This window comes from Pseudomonas sp. R151218B TE3479, from assembly GCF_053629195.1.
Genome location: NZ_JBRJHV010000001.1, coordinates 827,122 through 845,193, shown reverse-complemented (window position 1 = coordinate 845,193; position 18,072 = coordinate 827,122). Strand labels below are relative to the sequence as shown.

Sequence of the window (18,072 nt, the reverse complement as noted above, 5' to 3'; positions counted from 1 at the left end):
TTTAAAAACCTGCAAACGAAATCAAGTTGCTGCCGGTCGGGTTTCGCGCCGACGGCGCCAGGATCCCATCATAACCATTCGCCTTGGCCCAGGCGCCGATTTGATGGGTCTGGGTGTATTTGTCGCCGGTAATGCTCTTGAGGGAGACCCCCAATTGTTTGCGCACATCGGCCCGGGTCAGGTCCAGGACGTTGTTGAGCTGCACTTTCTTGCTGACCAGCACCCGTGTGGACAGGTCCACGCCCCAGTGATTGACTTCGCCCATGGCTGTCTTGCGTGAGTTGGCGCCATAGACACCGCCCAGGCCGGGGGCGGTGTAACGGTGCCTGGAGGCGACGTTCCACTTGTGCGCCGTCCAAGTCGTGCTGATCCGCCCCGGTTCTTCAAAGCGATACACCGTTCGGTTGACCTTGCGACCCTTGGGTGGCGTCGAGCATTTCATCAGCCCGAAGGGGTCGATCCAACTCACCGGGTTCGGCGCGTACTGGTAGAGGTTCAGCCCACCGGCTAAGCCGATCGGGTCCGGTGTGGTGAAGCGGCCGATGTCCGGGTCGTAGAAACGCAGGGTGTTGTAGTGCAGCCCGGTTTCGCGGTCCAGGTATTGGCCCTGGAAGCGCAGGTTCTGCTCTTCGATGTAGTACGGTTCGCGCAGCTCTTCGGCGGTGTTGCCCCACACTTGGTAACGGGCTCGCCAGAGTGTGTGGCCGTCGGCTTCCGAGAGCTGTTCGGGCAGGCCGTTGAAGTCGTTGTGGTAGTAGCGGACCTTCTGCTGATCGCCCAGGCCGTCGACCCTCGCCAGGGGTTCATGGCTGTCGTCGGCGTAGATGTAGAGGCTGGTCTGGCTGTCGCGGTGTTCCTGCAAAAGTTGCAGCGCATCCCAGGTGAAACGGGTGCGGCTGAGCAGCGTGGCGTTGCGGTCGTACTCGGCTTTTTCGATGCGTCGACCCAACGGGTCATAGGTCATTTTTACGACCGAGCCGTTATCGTTGCGCACTTCCACCAGGCGTTGTTCAGCATCGTAGCGAAAACGCTGGACGCCACGTCGGGCGCTGCGTTTTTCCACCATGCGACCGAAACCGTCATAGCGGTAGCGCTTGTCCTGATAGGTCAACAAGCGGTTATGCGCGACCTGGCCTGTGCCCAGACCGTCCAGCAGGTTGGCGGCCGGGTCATAGGCGAAGCTCTCACGCTGGCCTTGAAGGTTGTCCTGGCTGGCAAGAATGCGGCCGGTGGCGTCATAGTGCAGTAACTGGCGATGGGACGCTTCGGGCTGGCTGTCGAACCGCTCCACCCGTTGATCGCTGGCGTCATAGCCAAACAGCGATTGCGCCACAGGCTGCAGCAGCGTGGATTGACCCTGTTGCCGCCGCTGGCGGGCCCGCAGGCGGCCACTGCGGTCGTATTCGCTGCGGGTGCTCTGGCGCCCCTGGGTGCGCAACACTTCGCGGTGCAGGCGGTCGCGCTCGAAATCGCTGATGACCTGGCCGTCGAGGTTGATCTGGTGCAGGTGACCGCTGCCGTAGTGCAGGCGGTTCAGCCAACGACCGTCGGGAAGCAGCGTCTGGTTCAGGTTGCCCAGTTCGTCATAGCGATGTTCGAGGTTCCCCGCCCAGCCTTGCTCGACAATCAATTGCCCCAGGGCGTCGTAACGCAAGCCCAGGCTTTGTACTTCACCGGTCTGGCTGGTGAAGGTGATAGCGTTGACCTGGTCGAGCGCGTCATAACGGTACTCGGTGCGCCCGTCTGCGGTGACTTTTGCCACCAGTCGCCCCATCGCATCGCGCTCCAGCTCATGAATGATGGGGGCTTGGGGCGCGAGGTCCAGGTCGGTGCTGCCAGGCACCGCGAGCGCTTCCACGCGGGTGACGTTGTCCAGCGGATCGTAGGCGTAGCGCTTGAGGCTGCCGTCCAGGCTGTGTTGGGCGGTCAAGCGGTCGGCGGCGTCCCAGGCAAACCGGTAGCGCTCACCGTTTTCGTTGGTCAGGGCCAGCAGGCGCCCGTAGTTGTCGTAGCTCAGCTCCACCCGGCGACCGTGGGCGTCGGTGCGCACCTGCAGTTGACCGCTTAGGGTGTGTTGGAAAGTTGTCGTATGCCCGGCCGGATCGCTATAGCTGATCAACTGTCCGCTTGCGTCACGCTGATAGTGCTCGGTGCGCCCGTCCGGCAGTTGCTTGCTCAGCAGTCGACCCTGGTCGTCGTAGCTGAAAAGCGTCCGCTCTCCCAGTGCGTCGGTGCTGCTGAGCAACAGCCCTCGCTCGCAATAGCTCAACCGTGTGGTGTAACCGGAACAATCGGTGTGTTCGCTGAGTTGCCCAAGCGCCGTCCAGCGCATGCGCTTGCTTTTGCCGGTGGCGTCGATGACCTCCACCACTTGGCCGTGGGCGTCGTGGCGATAGCGGGTGACGTGGCCCAGCGGGTCGGTTTCGCGAATGCGATTGCCCCGCGCGTCATAGCGGTACTGCCAGGTATTTCCCGCGGCATCGGTTTCAGCCAGGGGCAGGGCCCAGTGTTCGAGCCACAGGGTTGACTCGCTGCGCCCCAGCGGGTCGCGGGTTTCGCAGAGGTTGCCCGCTTCGTCATAGCTGAACTGATGTTGTCCGCCGTTGGGATCGGTCGCCCCCAGCAACTGGCTTTCGTCGTTCCACTGGAAGGTCCAGGTGCGACCCAGCGCGTCGGTGTTTTCGGTAATCTGATATCGGGTATCCCAGCGACGGGTGCTGATGCGCTGCAAACCGTCGGTGATGCGCGTGGTCCCGGCGGCCAGGTCGTAATCGAAGGTGTAGGCGTCGCCCGCGTCGGTCCAGTGGCGAACCACGCGCCATTCCAGGTTTTCAACCAATGCCCATTCATAAAAACAGCGAAGCCCGGTAGGCAGTTGGTGTTCCACCATTCGCCGCCCGGCATCGTAGGCGTAGCGACGTTTTACCTGGTCGTTGGACTGACGGACCTGCGCCAGATCGCCCTGGCCGTCGTAGCCATAGTGCATCAGCACTTCCCGGCGTCGATCGGCATAGAGGCGGTCGATCCGGCTGACCCGTTGTGGCCAGCGCTCGTCATACGCCAGTGCGATGCGGGTCAGGTCGAAGGTGTCACGCAGTTGCGCCAGGCGTCCGTTATCGTCGTACTCCAGGTGGATACGGTTGTCGTTGCGGTCACCCAGTTGGTTCAGGCGCAGCAGCGCTGCATTGGCTGGCGTGGGTTCGAACAAGCGGTACAGCCCGTCCGCGCTCTCTATCAGCAGCTCGCCGTTGGCATGCCGGCGCACGCTGAGGCCTTCACCGGCACTGAACACGGCACCGCCCAGGGGGATCGAGCCCATGTCGATGCGTCGGCCCTGTTCGTCGCTATAGACCAGGGTTTCGCCGCCGTCTGGATGGGGCAGGATTTCGACGCGCACCTCGTAGGGCACGCTCCAACCGGCACCGAACAATCCGTCGCGGCGTTCGTCGCGGCTGTTGTAGAAGCGTTGCCAGTCGATCGGCAAGATGCCGGGCAGGACGAAGTCCATTTCCTCGACATCGCCCAACACTTTGGCCCCGGTGGCGGCGTGCACGGGGTTCGACGAGCCCATCGCGGCGTTGGCCGCGGCGCCCATCGCGCTACTGACCGCCATCGACGCCGCACCGCCGACCAACATGCAGGGCAGGTTACTGAGGAATTTACCCTTGCCGCCCTTGAGCATCAGCAGCGCCGTGACCGCCAGCCCGACGCCCGGGGTCTTGCCGCTGCGGATCTCGCGCACCACCACCGAACCGCCACCAATGGTCACGTCAGGTGAAATCAGCCCGGCTGATACCACGGTCGCATCGCAGGTGCTGCGGTCGCCACTGCGCACGGCGGGCTGACCGTTGATGGTGACTTTGTCCGAGCCTTCGGCCAGGAACTGTGGCGGCATCGGCGGGTGTTTCATGCAGGTGATCATGTCCAGCGGCTTGGGCACGGCACCGGGCGCGGGCACGGCGACGGTGGGACGCCACATCTGCGAGAAGAAATTCTCGGCCATGTCCAGGTAGCTGGGTTCGGCTTCGGGTGCTTCAAGTTCGGTGCCGGCCGGCGCGACATGGGACTCGATCGCCCCGGCGGCGCGGGCGGCAGGGATGTTGTTGGTCAAGGTGTTGGTGGAGCCGGTGAGGATGTTGGCCTGCACCGTGGGCGGGAAGAGGGCGTTGCCGATGCCCTCGCATAGGTCGCTTAGCCCCTTGTCGGCCCCGGTCTTGCTCATGGCGAGGCCGACCACGGCGCCCACCACCGCGCCGAGCAGGAAGCAACCCAAGCCGCCAGTGGCAACGGTAATGCCCGTGGCCGCGACCACGGCAGCCGTCGCCACTGCGGTGATCGCAATGTTCGCGGCCACTTCCAAGACGCCGCCGAGGATATCGGCCATCATCGAGGTGTGGTTCAGCGCGTCGCCTAGCCGAGCGGCCCAGAGTGCGTCAGACATGCAAGGTGCTCATCAAGCCAGAGCGTCGAACAGCAGCGAACCCTTGATCGTTGCCCAATGCGCCGCTTCGGCATCGCCCAGTTTCTCGGCTTTCACGTAGCTCAGGGCAAGCATTTTGCGGGTGCCGGGCAGCACCAGGGCCAACTGGAACTGGAAGACCTTTTCATTGCCCTTGTTGAACTGGCTGCGCAGTTCGATGGCTTCGACTTCCTGGTTGGCGCCTACGCGCACGGTGGCGCCCGGTTGGCAGCGCAGGTCCTGGACCTGTTTTTCCAGGCGCTTGAGCTGGTCGTCGAGGTTGCTTTGCAGGGTCTCGCCCTCGGCCAGCAAGCTGCGGCTGACGATCAAGGACGTGCCCAGTTCGGGGAACTTGAGGATGTTGATTGTCGCGTCCAGCAATTCGCTGGGCGGCAGCTGAAACTGGAATTCATTGAGGCGGTAAGTCATGGTGCGAAAATCTCGAGGTTAGCCCTTGGGTGCAGGGAACGCGGCTTGGATGTTGGCATCGATGCTGCCCTTGACGCCCTGGCCGTCCGGCGTGGCTCCGGGGCCGCCGCCGTTGTTCAGGTGCAGCACGCCGCCGGTGTTGAACTCGGCATCGCCGCTGGCGTAGAAGCTGATCTGTACGCCGGTCAGGTTGATCTGGCCGCTGGCGTTGAGCTCCAGAATGCTTTCGCCGCATACCAGGCGCAGGTTTTCGCCCACTTCAATCACGTAGCTCTGACTGATGCTGTCGGTCTTGCGCTGGCCCACCGAGAGAATGTCCTCCTGCTTGACGATGCGCAGGCGGTTGTTGCCGATGGTCACTGTTTCGTTGTGGCCGATGCTTTTGTTGCGGTCGTGCCCCACTGAATGGCTTTCATCCACCTCGACCACGATGTCCTGGTTGCGCTCGGCGTGGATGTACAGTTGCTCAGCGCCTTTCTTGTCTTCCATGCGGATTTCGTTGAAATTCGCCGGCGTGCCACCCTTGCTCGAACGGCTTTTCATGCCGCTCTGGGTGGCATTGGCGGGCAAGTCATAGGGCACGGTCTGTTCGGCGTTGTAGACGCGACCGGTGATGATCGGCCGATCCGGGTCGCCCTCGAGGAAGCTCACGATCACTTCCTGGCCGATGCGCGGGATCTGCATCGAGCCCCAGTTTTTCCCGGCCCAGGATTGCGACACGCGGATCCAGCACGAGCTGTTTTCGTTGGATTGGTCGTGACGGTCCCAGTAGAAATGCACCTTCACCCGGCCATACTGGTCGGTCCAGATTTCCTCGCCCTTGGGGCCCACCACCAAGGCGGTTTGCGGGCCTTTGACGATGGGGCGGTGAGTAATCGCCAGCGGGCGATAGCTTTGCTGGGCATCGATGCAGGTCAGGCTGCTTTCGAATTGCGCCGAAGGTGCGCCACCGCTGGTCTCGCCGCTCTCCTGGGAAATGTAATAGCGGGCGCCGACGATCAGGTATTCGCGGTTCTGGTCCTGACGGCTGAAACCCGTGAGGCTGAACAGATGCCCCGAGCCCAGGCCCCGAGCGTTACCCGATAACTCGACCTGTTCGTGCAGGGTCTGCAAGGCCTCGATGCGGGTACGGGCGTAGTGTTCACCGTCGGCGCTTTGCACGTAGGTGCCGGGGTAGTCGTACAGCGGATAGTCACCCGCGGTGTGCGGGCGGGGCATGGCCGAGCGTACGTCGATGCGTGCGCTGGGGCGTTGAAAATCGTAGTCGTTGAGCTCCAGCGAGCCGGGCTGGACTTCCTGGGCCAGGTGCCAGTCGTGGATGTGGTCACGCTCGCGCTGTTGCTCATTCTTCGGGTAGTAGGGCACCGAACCGTAGCCGGGTGCCGTGGTGTGGGCGCCATAGGCATCGGCCAGCACCAGCACATGACGACCCTGCTCATGGCGGAAGAAGTAGTAGATGCCTTCCTGCTCCATCAAGCGGCTGACGAAATCGAAACTGGTCTCGCGATACTGCACGCAGTATTCCCATTCGCGATAGGTTTGGCTCAAGGCGTCTTCGAAATCGGAAAAGCCCAGGTCGCGGAACACCTGCTTGATGATCTGCGGGATGGTGAGGTTCTGGAAAATCCGGCAATCGGAGGTGCGGGTCAGCAGCCAAAACCACGGGCGCAGGGTGGCGTGGTAGCTGGCGAACTGGCCCTGGTCGACGTTCTGGCTGCACCGGGCGACGATGCCATGGAAGTAGCGCTCGCCACCGCCATCGAGCTGCAGGCTCACGCACATGGGCTTGCCGAGCAGTTGGTTGAGGTCGATGGCGTTGTCCAGCGAGTGCAGCTGCAGCTCGTAGTTGAACAGCCGCCCCAGTTCTTCGCCGCCGCTCATGTCCTTGAGCAACAACACCTCGGGTCCCAGGGGGCTGGTGATCTTGGCCAGGCGTGAGGCTTGGTTGAATAACATCGAGTGTCTCATGCAAGTTGTAGTAACTGAAGGGACGCAAACCCCTGTGGGAGCGAGCTTGCTCGCGATGGCGTCGCTACATTCAACAGGGATGCTGAATGTCAGGACCTCATCGCGAGCAAGCTCGCTCCCACAGGGTTATCGCGGTTCCAGCAGGTCAGGCCGCGTCGCTGAAATCGTACTGCAATTCGTTGTCCACCGCGCTGATCCGCACGCCGGCCAAGGCCTTGCCTTCGAGCATGCGGGTCAGGAACTCGCGGCTCATGTCCGGCAGCAGGCTGTTGGTCAGGATGGTGTCGATCATACGCCCGCCGCTTTCGGTTTCGGTGCAACGCGAGACGATCAAATCGATCACCGCGTCGTCGTAGTCGAAGGCCACTTTGTGGGTGCTCTCCACGCGCTTCTTGATGCGGTTGAGTTGCAGGCGGGTGATGGCCTTGAGCATCTCGTCGCTGAGCGGGTAGTACGGGATCGTCACCAGGCGGCCGAGCAGCGCCGGCGGGAAAATCTCCAGCAGCGGCTGGCGCAGGGCCTTGGCGATTTCTTCCGGCTCGGGCACGTTCTGCGGGTCTTTGCAGACCTCGGCGATCAGTTCGGTGCCGGCGTTGGTGGTCAGCAGGATCAAGGTGTTCTTGAAATCGATCACCCGGCCTTCGCCGTCCTCCATCACGCCTTTGTCGAACACCTGGAAGAAGATTTCATGCACGTCGGGGTGAGCTTTTTCCACCTCGTCCAGCAGCACCACGCTGTACGGTTTGCGCCGCACGGCTTCGGTCAGCACGCCGCCTTCGCCGTAGCCGATGTAGCCCGGTGGCGCGCCCTTGAGGGTGGACACGGTGTGGGCTTCCTGGAACTCGCTCATGTTGATGGTGATGACGTTCTGCTCGCCGCCGTACATGGCTTCGGCCAGGGCCAGGGCGGTTTCGGTCTTGCCCACGCCGGAGGTGCCGGCGAGCATGAACACGCCAATCGGCTTGCTCGGGTTGTCGAGGCCGGCGCGGGAGGTCTGGATGCGCTTGGCGATCATCTGCAAGGCATGGTCCTGGCCGATGATGCGTTTTTTCAGGTGCTGGTCGAGGTTGAGCACGGTTTCCAGTTCGTTGCGGGCCATGCGGCCCACCGGGATACCGGTCCAATCGGCGACCACCGAGGCCACGGCCTGGTAATCCACCGTCGGCAGGATCAGCGGGGTTTCGCCTTGCAGGGCGGTCAGGCGCTGTTGCAGGTCCACCAGTTTCTCGCGCAGGGCGTGGCTTTCGTTGTCGGACGCTTCGCTGGCGTCTTCGCTGTCTACCACGCCGACGCGCTCGCGCAGGGTGGCGCGGGTGGCGAGCAGCTCGTCCACCAGGGTTTTCTCCTCGGCCCAGCGGCTTTCCAGCTCGGCCAGGCGCTCGCGTTCGGCGCTCAGCAGGTTTTCACTGTGGGTCTGGCGAGTGCCGATGACCACGCCAATCGCGTGCTCACGGGCGATGATTTGCAGCTCGGTTTCCAGCGCTTCGATGCGCCGACGGCTGTCGTCCACTTCGGCCGGCACGGCGTGCAGGCTGATAGCGACGCGGGCGCAGGCGGTGTCCAGCAGGCTCACGGATTTGTCCGGCAACTGGCGCGCGGGAATGTAGCGGTGGGACAGCTTGACCGAGGCTTCCAGGGCTTCGTCGAGGATCTGCACCTGGTGGTGTTTTTCCATGGTCGAGGCCACGCCGCGCATCATCAGCAGGGCTTTGTCTTCCGACGGCTCGGCCACTTGCACCACTTGGAAACGACGGGTCAGGGCCGGGTCTTTTTCGATGTGTTTCTTGTACTCGGCCCAGGTCGTGGCCGCCACGGTGCGCAAGGTGCCGCGGGCCAGGGCCGGCTTGAGCAGGTTGGCCGCGTCGCCCGTGCCGGCGGCGCCACCGGCACCCACCAGGGTGTGGGCTTCGTCGATGAACAGGATGATCGGCTTGGGCGAGGCCTGGACGTCTTCGATGACCTGGCGCAGGCGCTGTTCGAATTCGCCTTTCATGCTCGCGCCGGCCTGCAGCAGGCCCACGTCGAGGCTGCGCAGTTCCACGTCCTTGAGGGCCGGCGGCACGTCGCCAGCGACGATGCGCAGGGCAAAGCCTTCGACAACGGCGGTCTTGCCCACGCCGGCTTCACCGGTGAGGATCGGGTTGTTCTGCCGGCGGCGCATGAGGATGTCCACCAGTTGGCGGATCTCTTCGTCACGGCCGACGATGGGGTCGAGCTTGCCGCTGCGGGCCTGCTCGGTGAGGTCGACGGTGAAGCGCTTGAGGGCCTCCTGCTTGCCCATGGCGCTGGGGGCCATGGCGCCGCTGGCTTCGCCCGGTACGGCGCCGGCATTGAAGCCGTCGCTGGCGGTCAGGGCGTTTTCCGGCGAGTCGCCGACGTATTCGTCAAACCGCTCGCTCAGGGCTTCGACCTTGACCTTGTCGAACTCCGACGACAGCCCCAGCAACGCGTGGCGCAGGCTCGGCGTCTTGAGGATGCCCAGCACCAGGTAACCGGTGCGCACCTGGCTTTCGCCGAACATCAGGCTGCCGTAGACCCAGCCGCGTTCCACGGCTTCTTCGACGTGGGACGACAGGTCGGTGATCGACGTCGAACCCCGTGGCAGGCGGTCGAGGGCTTCGGTGAGGTCACGGGCCAGGCGCGCCGGCTCGATGTTGAACTGGCGGATGATGCGATGCAGGTCCGAGTCCTGCAGTTGCAGCAACTGGTGAAACCAGTGAGCCAGTTCCACATAAGGGTTACCGCGCAACTTGCAGAACACGGTGGCGGCTTCGATGGCTTTGTAGGCCACGCTGTTGAGTTTGCCGAACAACGCGGCGCGACTGATTTCACCCATGCTCATGGCTCCTTGAGGTCTGTGAGGTGTTGGCCTGTTCGGCGTAATGCCGGGCCAGTATTAAATCGTTGGCATCTGTTTCGGGGCGACCCAGCCAGGTATTGAACCCCAGGCGGAAACGACCATTGAGTTGCAGTGCCGGGACTTCGGGCTGTTCCAGGACCAGGTTCAGGTCCCAGTCCAACTCATGGCCCAGGTATTCGGCGACCCAGGCCACCAGCTCGTTGAACGGTTGGCTGCCGGGCAGCATGCCCATGTAGTCGACGAGCTTGAGTGGCCCCAGGCGAATGCGGAATTTGTGCTGGCGATCCCACACGAAGCGGCCCAGGCAGAAGTCCACGCCCAGTCGGGCGTTGACACCGACGCGGCTGCGTTCGGGCAGTTCCAGCCATTGGCCGACGTATTCTTCGATCTCCACCGGCAGGCCGAAGTACTCGCTGAGAATCGCCTTCAAACCGTCCGGGTAGCGGGTTTGCGCCGACAGGTGGCCGCTGTAGTGCAGCTTCGCCGTGTCGGGGATCAGCCCCTGATTGAGCAGGCTTGGCATGCCCCGGCCGCTGAGTGCCGCCAGGCGCGCCGACCAATAGTCATCGTCCGGGCGGTCATGGCTGACGGTCGGCCGCGCTTCGGCCCAGGCCCGGTAGAAAAGGCTGAGCAGGCGATGGTGAAACACATCGAGGAAGCGCTTGCTGGTGCTGTCGGCGTTGTTGCGCTGGCGTTCGCGTACGTATTCGGTGATGTGCAGCGGCATCGGACCGTTGGGGCCGCCGAGGCCGAAGAAGAATTGCTCCAGGCGCGCCGGCGTACCGTCGCCGCCCGGTTGCACCGAGGCGAGGGTGGCCGGGGCGAAGGTGCAGTCGGCCTGTTGCCCGAGGCGCAACGGATCATCGGCCAGGCGCAGGGAATGGCCCAGGCGCGGCAGCTCGGGGGATTCGCACTCGATGCGCCGCAACGCCTGGAAGAAGTCGTATTCCCAGGGCTCCTGGTGCATCGCCTCCAGGGTACTCACAGGGTCGGACGACGTCCGGGCTTGGCTTTCCATCGCATGATCTCGCCGCGTTCGGTGGTACGGATCACCGTCTCGGTAAAACTGTTGATCGACACGTAGCGTGCCAGGAAGCGCTCGAACACTGCACCGAGCAGGAACACCCCGGTGCCGCGAAACGCGTTTTCATCGAATTCCAGGGTGATCTCCAGGCCCCGACCGAACACGATCGGGCCGGGCATCGGCAAGCGCCGGGTGCAGGCCTTGCTGCTGACTTCCCGCAGGCCTTCGATCTGCAATTGCAGCGCCGCGTCGTTGCTGTCGCCGTACAGGCGCAGCAGTTCTCGCAGGGCGGCGGCGCCTTGGCCTTGTTCGCTCAACGACAAGTAGTTCAGCGACAACTGGCTGATCAGCCGCCAGGCCTTGGCATCGTGGGCATGACTGGCCCGTGGACGACTGGGACCTGCCACGCAACGCACGGCGCCAACCGGCGCACTGTCGGCCAGGGTGAAGTCGGTCTTGCCGTTGCCCACGCTCATGAACAGCGGCAGGTCGCGGTTGGTGCACAACGCCGTCACGCCCAGCTGGCGCAGGTCGTGGCGGTAGGGCGCTTGCTGGCTGTCCACCAGGCTGACGAAGGTTTCGCTGCCAATGTAGGTCGAGCGCGGGCCGTTGCGTCGCTGGTCGCTGGACAGCACGCGCGGTTCGCGGCGGACGGTGTAGTAGGCCAGGTCGCGGCCATAGCGGGACGGATCGCGCACGGCGTAGAACGGCAAGAACGGCTGCTCCGGCCCCGTGCCGTGGCCGGTGAGGCCGTTGAGCGAATGCACTTCGAAATCCATCGGCCGGGTGCGGTCGGCGATCACGTGGTGTTCGTTGACCCGCTCTGACAAGTGAATGCGATCCAGGCGCTTGGGGAACAGGTTGATGGCCGGGGTGCAGAACGGCAGGAATTGCGAAGCGCCGACGCTGCCTTCCAGGCTTGGATCGTGACGGTCGAACAGCACGATCAACTCCAGTTCCTGGCCGTCGCAGCGTTTGACCGCGCGGCTCAACTGGGTGAAGTCGACGAACAGGAAGCGGTGGGGCAGGGCGAAGTATTCCTGCAACAGGCGATAGCCCTGGAAGGCCCGGGACACCACCGGCAGCGCGGCGTCGGCATCGTCGAAGCCGCGTGAGCGCAACGCATCCTGGGGCAGGCGCTCCACCCAGTCGCCGCCGGGCTTGCGGGCGAACACCGCGCAGGCATTGCCCAACAGTTGTTCGTAGAGGCGGAAGGGCTGTTCGTCGGCGCCGCTCAAGTACAGCGGCAGGTTGTCCAGGGCCAGGCTGTTGAACGGCAGTTCGGCACCGGTGCGCAGTGTGATGCGCAGCCCGGCCTTGGCCTTGGGCTCGCTGGCGGCCAGGCGCCCGAGCACCACGGATGGGTTGCCGAAGTATTCAGCCTGGCTGACCTGCAACGGCCACAACGTCACCGCATGGGCGGTGCGGTACTCGCAGCAGGTCTGGGTTTCGCGACCCAGAGCGGCGCGCAGGACGGTATCGCGGGGCAGCGGGAAACCACTGCTCAGCGAGCCTTCGTCCGGGTCGGCCTGCATCTGCACCACGGTCATCGACGGTGTCGGCGCCAGGTAATGGGGGTAGGCGATTTCCAGCAGGTTGTGGGTGAAGGTCGGGTACTCGGCGTCGAGCTTGAGCTGCACCCGCGCCGTCAGGTAGGCGAAGCCTTCCAGCAGGCGCTCGACATACGGGTCGGCGCAGTCCATGCCGGACAACGTCAGCCGACTGGCGATCTTCGGGTATTCCTTGGCGAACTCCGCCGCGCTTTCGCGCACGTGGTGCAGTTCCTGGTTGTACAGCTCCAGCAGGCGCGGGTTCATGAGCGTCTCCGCTGGTCGGCGTTGACCACGCGCACATGGCCGGTTTCCAGGTCCAGGTCGGTCTGCAGCATCAGGCGCAGGGGCACCGGCTGGGCCCAGAGGTCGCCCTCGATTTCGAAACTCAAGGCGTTGTGGTTCATTTCGGCCGTCGCCCGGGCCCGCACCCGCAGGGTGTGGCGCAGGATGCGCGGTTCGAAGGTGGCAATGGCCTGGTGGATCAAGGTTTCCAGGGCCGAGACATCGACGTTCGACGCGCTGTTGCCGGCCAGCGCCGGCAGGCCGAAATTCACCACCGAGGTGCCCGCCGGGGTGTGCAGCGTGGCATCGGCGTCGAGCAATGACGTGGTGTTGAGCAGCCACGCCAGGTCACGCAGCACCGAGGCTTTCAATTGGGTCAGGGACAGCACGCGTTTGTCGGCGCTTTCCTTGGGGTTGGTCGGATCGTCGTCGGTCAACCGGTCCAATAGGGAGGGCTGGAGGCGATCGCGAGTGGCGATTTCGGTTACCAAGTGAAAAGGCCTGTGTAATTCTTCTGGTCACCTGTGCCACCCATGCAGCTGGCGTGGCGAGCGATTATCGAGGGTTCGAGTTGGCCATTGATCAGGCGTATGGCGCGGTACTCGGAGTGACATTGCGGACTGTTCTGAGCCGCGGTCGAGAAATGAAGAACAATGACGATAGGCACCTTGCCAAAGGTCTCGACATGCGATTTGCCTTGTCTGTCTACCGTGAACTGGCAGGGCCATGGCATGTCGAGTGGCATTAGCGTCTGGTCTGGTTTGCGTAGCGCGCAGCGTTGTTGGTCATCGACCAGCGTCAACTGTTGCCCGCCCATCACGACGACTTGATTCACCGCAGCGGTTGAAGTCGCCGATGAGGCTTGCTGCCCGGCACAGGCTGTCAGGCTCGAAAACAGGCAGCCAATCAATACAGCGCAACGAGCCTTGTTCATAAAAGCTCCCAGAACCAGATCGCCCTGGATCGATAGGACGGATCGTCATACCGGCTGGCGGTAAAGCCGCGGTTCCATAGATCGATATGGTCACCGGTGCGACCGTCTAAAGATTCCCCCAGTTGCTGGAAACAGTCCTTGAAGAAGATTAGGCCTCTTTTGTCCATCAGCTTGCGACGCTCTTCTGCGCCACCTCCGAGAATCGTCGGACGACCTAGATGATGCTTCCACAACCAGTTTGCCAGTGATTCAGCGCCCCGCGCATGGCCATGGGCACACTTGGGTTCGGTGTAGGTGGACTTGTTGACCTTGATGGTCAACTCGGTATTGAGTGTGATGCTCATGCGAATCGCGCACTGGTTGGCCCACGGACCATCACAGGGTTTTGCGTCGGGGTAGGTCACCAGCAGATCGGAATAGGCTTTCCACAGATTGATAAACGAAGGCTTGGCCATGACTCACACCGCGCTGTAAAGGATTGGATTCGAGCAAGCACCAAACACCCCCGGCGCGTGGCACCGGGGGTATTTTCGATTACACCTTGACGTTCTGACGGATGTTCCAGCCGAACTTGACCGGGCCGCCTTCCTTGGTGCCGTCGGCTTTCTGTGGCTGGTAGTCCACCAGCACCTTGGCGAAGTTCAGGGTGACGTTTTCAGTCAGGCGATCATCGCCGCCCGAACCGCCGGTGCTCAGGGACGTGACCAGCACTTCTTCCAGGTTGATGATCATGTACTCGACCTGGCTTTCACCGCCGGCCTTGCGCACGGTCAGCTTGACCTTGTCGATGTGCTTGCCGCTGGCGCAGTGCATCATCAGGTTCGGCGAAGCCTTGTCGACGAACTTGGTCAGCGACAGATCCTGGACGTTGACCTTGCCGGCACCACCGCCGCTGCCCACGTGCATGTTGCCGGACTGGGACATGCCCCAGCTCCAGTTCAGGACGTCGATCTCGTCCTTGTGGGCCTTGTCCATGGACTCGCCCTTGATGTCGCCGATCTTGATGAAAATATCAACAGCCATGTTTTCTCCCTGTGTGGTTTCTAACCACATTGTTTGGTTGACGCTGACCTTGCGAAATTACGGGGGCTGAACGGGGGAAGACGATCTCCAGCCTGCTGGAGATCCTCTGTGGGAGCGAGCTTGCTCGCGATGGCGGCGTCCCATCCGACATCAATGCAAGCTGATCCACCGCTATCGCGAGCAAGCTCGCTCCCACAGGGTTACCGGCCACCCGTTTCAGTAAATCCTTACGCGCCCTTGGCCGAAGGCAGTTTCGATACCAGGCGCAGCGACACGGTCAGTCCTTCGAGCTGGTAGTGCGGGCGCAGGTAGAACTTGGAGTTGTAGTACCCCGGGTTGCCTTCGACTTCTTCGACGATCACTTCGGCGGCAGCCAGTGGGTGCTGGGCCTTGGTGGTCTCGGTGGAGTGCGCCGGGTCACCGTCGACGTAGTTGAGGATCCAGTCCTGCAACCAGCGCTGCATCTCGTCCTTCTCTTTGAAGGAACCGATCTTGTCGCGCACGATGCACTTCAGGTAATGGGCGAAACGGCAGGTGGCGAACAGGTACGGCAGGCGCGCGGCCAGGTTGGCGTTGGCGGTGGCGTCCGGGTCGTCGTATTCGGCCGGTTTCTGCAACGACTGGGCGCCGATGAACGCGGCGAAGTCGGTGTTTTTCTTGTGCAGCAGCGGCATGAAACCGTTCTTCGCCAGTTCCGCTTCACGGCGGTCCGAGATGGCGATTTCGGTGGGGCACTTCATGTCCACGCCACCGTCGTCGGTCGGGAACGTGTGGGCTGGCAGGTTTTCCACTTCGCCGCCAGATTCAACGCCACGGATGCGCGAGCACCAGCCGAAGTGTTTGAACGAACGGTTGATGTTCACCGCCATCGCGTAGGCGGCGTTGGCCCAGGTGTACTTGGAGCTGTCGGCGCCGTCGGTGTTTTCTTCGAAGGCGAAGGCTTCCACCGGGTCGGTCTTGGCGCCGTAAGGCAGGCGCGCCAGGAAGCGCGGCATGGTCAGGCCGATGTAGCGCGAGTCTTCCGATTCACGCAGCGAGCGCCAGCCGGCGTATTCCGGGGTGGTGAAGATCTTGGTCAGGTCGCGTGGGTTCGACAGTTCCTGCCACGAGCCCATGCCCATCACGGTCGGCGATGCCGCGGCGATGAACGGGGAGTGCATGGCCGCGCAGACTTTCGACAGCTCGCCCAGCAGCTCGACATCCGGTGGCGACTGGTCGAAGTAGTAGTCGCCCACCAGGCAGCCGTAAGGCTCGCCGCCGAACTGGCCGTATTCTTCTTCGTACATCTTCTTGAAGATCGGGCTCTGGTCCCACGCGGTGCCCTTGAATTTCTTCAGGGTCTTGTGCAGATCGGTTTTGGAGATGTTGAGCACGCGGATCTTGAGCTGCTCATCGGTCTCGGTGTTGTTGACCAGGTAGTGCAGGCCACGCCAGGCGCTTTCCAGTTGCTGGAAGTCGGGGTGGTGGATGACCTGGTTGACCTGGGCGGTGAGCTTGGCGTCGATGGCGGCGATGATCGATTCGATCGACTTGATGGCGTCGTTGGACACCAGGTCGGTCTGCGCCAGGGCCTGCTCGGCCAGGGTGCGTACGGCCGTTTCAACGGCTTCGCGGGCGCGCTCGGTCTTGGGTTTGAATTCTTGCAGCAGCAGGGACGCGAACTCGCTGGTTTCTTGGGTTGCGCCCAGGTTCTGTGCGCCTTCGCGGGCTGTATTGTCAGTCATGATCATTGGTCCTGTGCTGGCTTCGGCGCGCTCGCCAGGGCCTGCAACAGCGCTGGGTCCTTGATCGCCTTCATGATGATTTCTTCGGCGCCGGTCTTGCCGTCCATGTAGGTCAGCAGGTTGGCCAACTGGGTGCGCGCTTCGAGCAGCTTGTTCAGCGAGTCGACCTTGCGGGCAACGGCCGCCGGGCTGAAGTCGTCCATGCTTTCGAACGTCAGGTCCAGGCTCAGGTTGCCTTCGCCGGTCAGTTCGTTAGGCACATGGAACGCCACGCGCGGCTGCATGGCCTTGAGGCGCGAGTCGAAGTTGTCGACGTCGATCTCGAGGAACTTGCGGTCGGCCACCGGGGCCAGAGGCTCGGCGGGCTTGCCGGCGAGGTCGGCCATGACGCCCATGACGAAGGGCAACTGGACCTTTTTCTCGGCGCCGTAGAGCTCGACGTCGTACTCGATCTGCACTCGAGGCGCGCGGTTGCGCGCGATGAATTTCTGAGAACTTTGCTTCGCCACGTTGCTGCTCCTGGTCGCTTGAGCGACGGTGTTGGCGTCATCGGGGGTGCCGGTGACGTGACTGCGTGATCCGCTCGCTTTTTATTCGCTGTCTGGGCCGCGCAGGTTTTCAAATTGACTCATGCCGTCGGGAATCAGGTTGCGCACAATGGCCGCGAAATCGGCGTGCACCAGATTCTTGGCCCGGTTCAACAGCACCGGCAGCGGGCTGGAGGGCTCATGACGGGTGTAGTAAGCGAGAATCCGGTCCAGGCTGCGCAGCACGTCGTCGCGGTTGTTGATGTCGCCGCTGACGGTGCTGGTGCTGTTATTGGTGTTGCGCGGTGAGCTTGTGACATTTGCATGCTCACTGGGCGCTGGGCTGTTGTCGCCGACGGGATCGGCCTGGGCGCTGTCGCCACTCTGCGGGGCGAACTGGCCGAGAATCTGCAGGGCCATCTTCAAAGGTTGCTTCAACGGGCCGAGGTCCACGCCTTGGGCGGAACCGACCTGGTCGCTGACCTGTTGCTCGATGGCTTCGGCGGCGCTGCGGGCTTCGAGCAGGGCGGCGCGGGTGATTTCCAGTTGCTCGGGATCGCTGTCGAGCAAGGCCCCGGCGAGCTGTTCGGCGCCGAGGTTTTCATCCGGGAAACTTTGCAGGCCACTGGCGTTGGCGGCGGCGCGCAGGCTGACGGCACCGAAGGTCCGCGAACGGGTCAGGATGCTTTCGCGCAGCAGGCGGAGGGTGAGATCGGACGTCAGGCCGGCGAGGGCATTGATGCGCACGGTGGGGTCGTTGTCGTCATCGGCGTCCAGGCGCGGATGCAGTTCGGCCCAGTATTGCTTGAGCAGTTCGCTGATCAGCGTCAGCACACGGGCCATGCCCGGCAGGCCTTCGAGGGCCAGGGAGCTTTGCATCAGGAAATGGGTGATGCGCAGGTCTTTGCTGCGCTGCAGCAAGTCCAGGCTCTGCTGCTGGATGCTGCGCCATTCAGGGGGTTCGGCAGGCAGGATCGAATCGCCCATGCTGCGTTCGGGTTGGCCCCGGGAGTCGCGTTCCAGGCGCAGGAAATCCGCGTCATATTCCAGATCTTCACCACACGGCGAAGTCGCGGAAACGGCGGCGAGCAGCAAAGGCACATCCACTTGGATCGATCTCCCTATCACCCGCTTGATAGAAGTCGGGCAGTTCACACGCAAGTTTCGGATGAAACTTCACATGTTCCTTGACGGTAATGGCCCTTTAGATTCTTGATGATCTTAAAGTGCCATCATGTATATTCAAGAAGTTGTGCATTTTTGGTGTAGTACTTATCGCTTGTCAAGGT

The 18,072-nt window shown here is 62.9% G+C and carries 13 protein-coding genes; all 13 read right to left on the bottom strand.

Features of this window, described 5'->3' with window-relative positions; genetic code table 11:
* Window position 1: 1 nt before the first annotated feature.
* The 13 genes from AB7M32_RS03930 to tssA all read right to left on the bottom strand — a co-directional run bounded on the left by AB7M32_RS03930 (window position 2) and on the right by tssA (window position 17,890).
* Window positions 2–4,441: an RHS repeat-associated core domain-containing protein gene (locus AB7M32_RS03930; protein WP_454249127.1), complete on the bottom strand. Its 4,440-nt coding sequence runs from the start codon at window positions 4,439–4,441 to the stop codon at window positions 2–4.
* A 12-nt stretch (window positions 4,442–4,453) separates the two neighbouring features.
* Entirely contained in the window at window positions 4,454–4,888 is a 435-nt protein-coding gene (locus AB7M32_RS03925) for a DcrB-related protein (protein ID WP_060740012.1), read from the bottom strand.
* An 18-nt stretch (window positions 4,889–4,906) separates the two neighbouring features.
* On the bottom strand, window positions 4,907–6,844 hold the full coding sequence (locus AB7M32_RS03920; RefSeq protein WP_454249126.1) for a type VI secretion system Vgr family protein: 1,938 nt from the start codon (window positions 6,842–6,844) through the stop codon (window positions 4,907–4,909).
* Window positions 6,845–7,001: 157 nt separating this feature from the next.
* A complete protein-coding gene (gene tssH, locus AB7M32_RS03915) occupies window positions 7,002–9,692 on the bottom strand; it encodes a type VI secretion system ATPase TssH (RefSeq protein WP_454249125.1) in 2,691 nt (896 codons plus the stop codon).
* A complete protein-coding gene (tssG, locus tag AB7M32_RS03910; protein ID WP_092168362.1) occupies window positions 9,685–10,734 on the bottom strand; it encodes a type VI secretion system baseplate subunit TssG in 1,050 nt (349 codons plus the stop codon). Before tssG ends, tssH begins: the two co-directional genes overlap by 8 nt.
* Window positions 10,698–12,557, bottom strand: coding sequence for a type VI secretion system baseplate subunit TssF (tssF, locus tag AB7M32_RS03905; protein ID WP_454249124.1), 1,860 nt, complete (start codon window positions 12,555–12,557; stop codon window positions 10,698–10,700). The genes tssG and tssF overlap by 37 nt, the downstream gene beginning before the upstream one ends.
* Window positions 12,554–13,066 (bottom strand): type VI secretion system baseplate subunit TssE, encoded by a 513-nt coding sequence (gene tssE, locus AB7M32_RS03900; protein ID WP_058542707.1) that lies wholly within the window; start codon window positions 13,064–13,066, stop codon window positions 12,554–12,556. The genes tssF and tssE overlap by 4 nt, the downstream gene beginning before the upstream one ends.
* Entirely contained in the window at window positions 13,060–13,509 is a 450-nt protein-coding gene (locus AB7M32_RS03895) for a hypothetical protein (RefSeq protein WP_158455093.1), read from the bottom strand. The genes tssE and AB7M32_RS03895 overlap by 7 nt, the downstream gene beginning before the upstream one ends.
* A complete protein-coding gene (locus tag AB7M32_RS03890; RefSeq protein ID WP_092473965.1) occupies window positions 13,506–13,964 on the bottom strand; it encodes a T6SS effector amidase Tae4 family protein in 459 nt (152 codons plus the stop codon). Before AB7M32_RS03890 ends, AB7M32_RS03895 begins: the two co-directional genes overlap by 4 nt.
* Before the next feature lie 79 nt (window positions 13,965–14,043).
* Window positions 14,044–14,532, bottom strand: a complete 489-nt coding sequence (locus AB7M32_RS03885; RefSeq protein WP_025216165.1) for an Hcp family type VI secretion system effector — start codon at window positions 14,530–14,532, stop codon at window positions 14,044–14,046.
* A gap of 227 nt (window positions 14,533–14,759) precedes the next feature.
* Window positions 14,760–16,256, bottom strand: coding sequence for a type VI secretion system contractile sheath large subunit (gene tssC / locus AB7M32_RS03880; RefSeq protein WP_072407496.1), 1,497 nt, complete (start codon window positions 16,254–16,256; stop codon window positions 14,760–14,762).
* 2 nt (window positions 16,257–16,258) lie between these two features.
* Entirely contained in the window at window positions 16,259–16,765 is a 507-nt protein-coding gene (gene tssB / locus AB7M32_RS03875) for a type VI secretion system contractile sheath small subunit (protein ID WP_003177230.1), read from the bottom strand.
* 81 nt (window positions 16,766–16,846) lie between these two features.
* Window positions 16,847–17,890, bottom strand: coding sequence for a type VI secretion system protein TssA (gene tssA, locus AB7M32_RS03870; protein ID WP_454249123.1), 1,044 nt, complete (start codon window positions 17,888–17,890; stop codon window positions 16,847–16,849).
* Window positions 17,891–18,072: the final 182 nt, after the last annotated feature.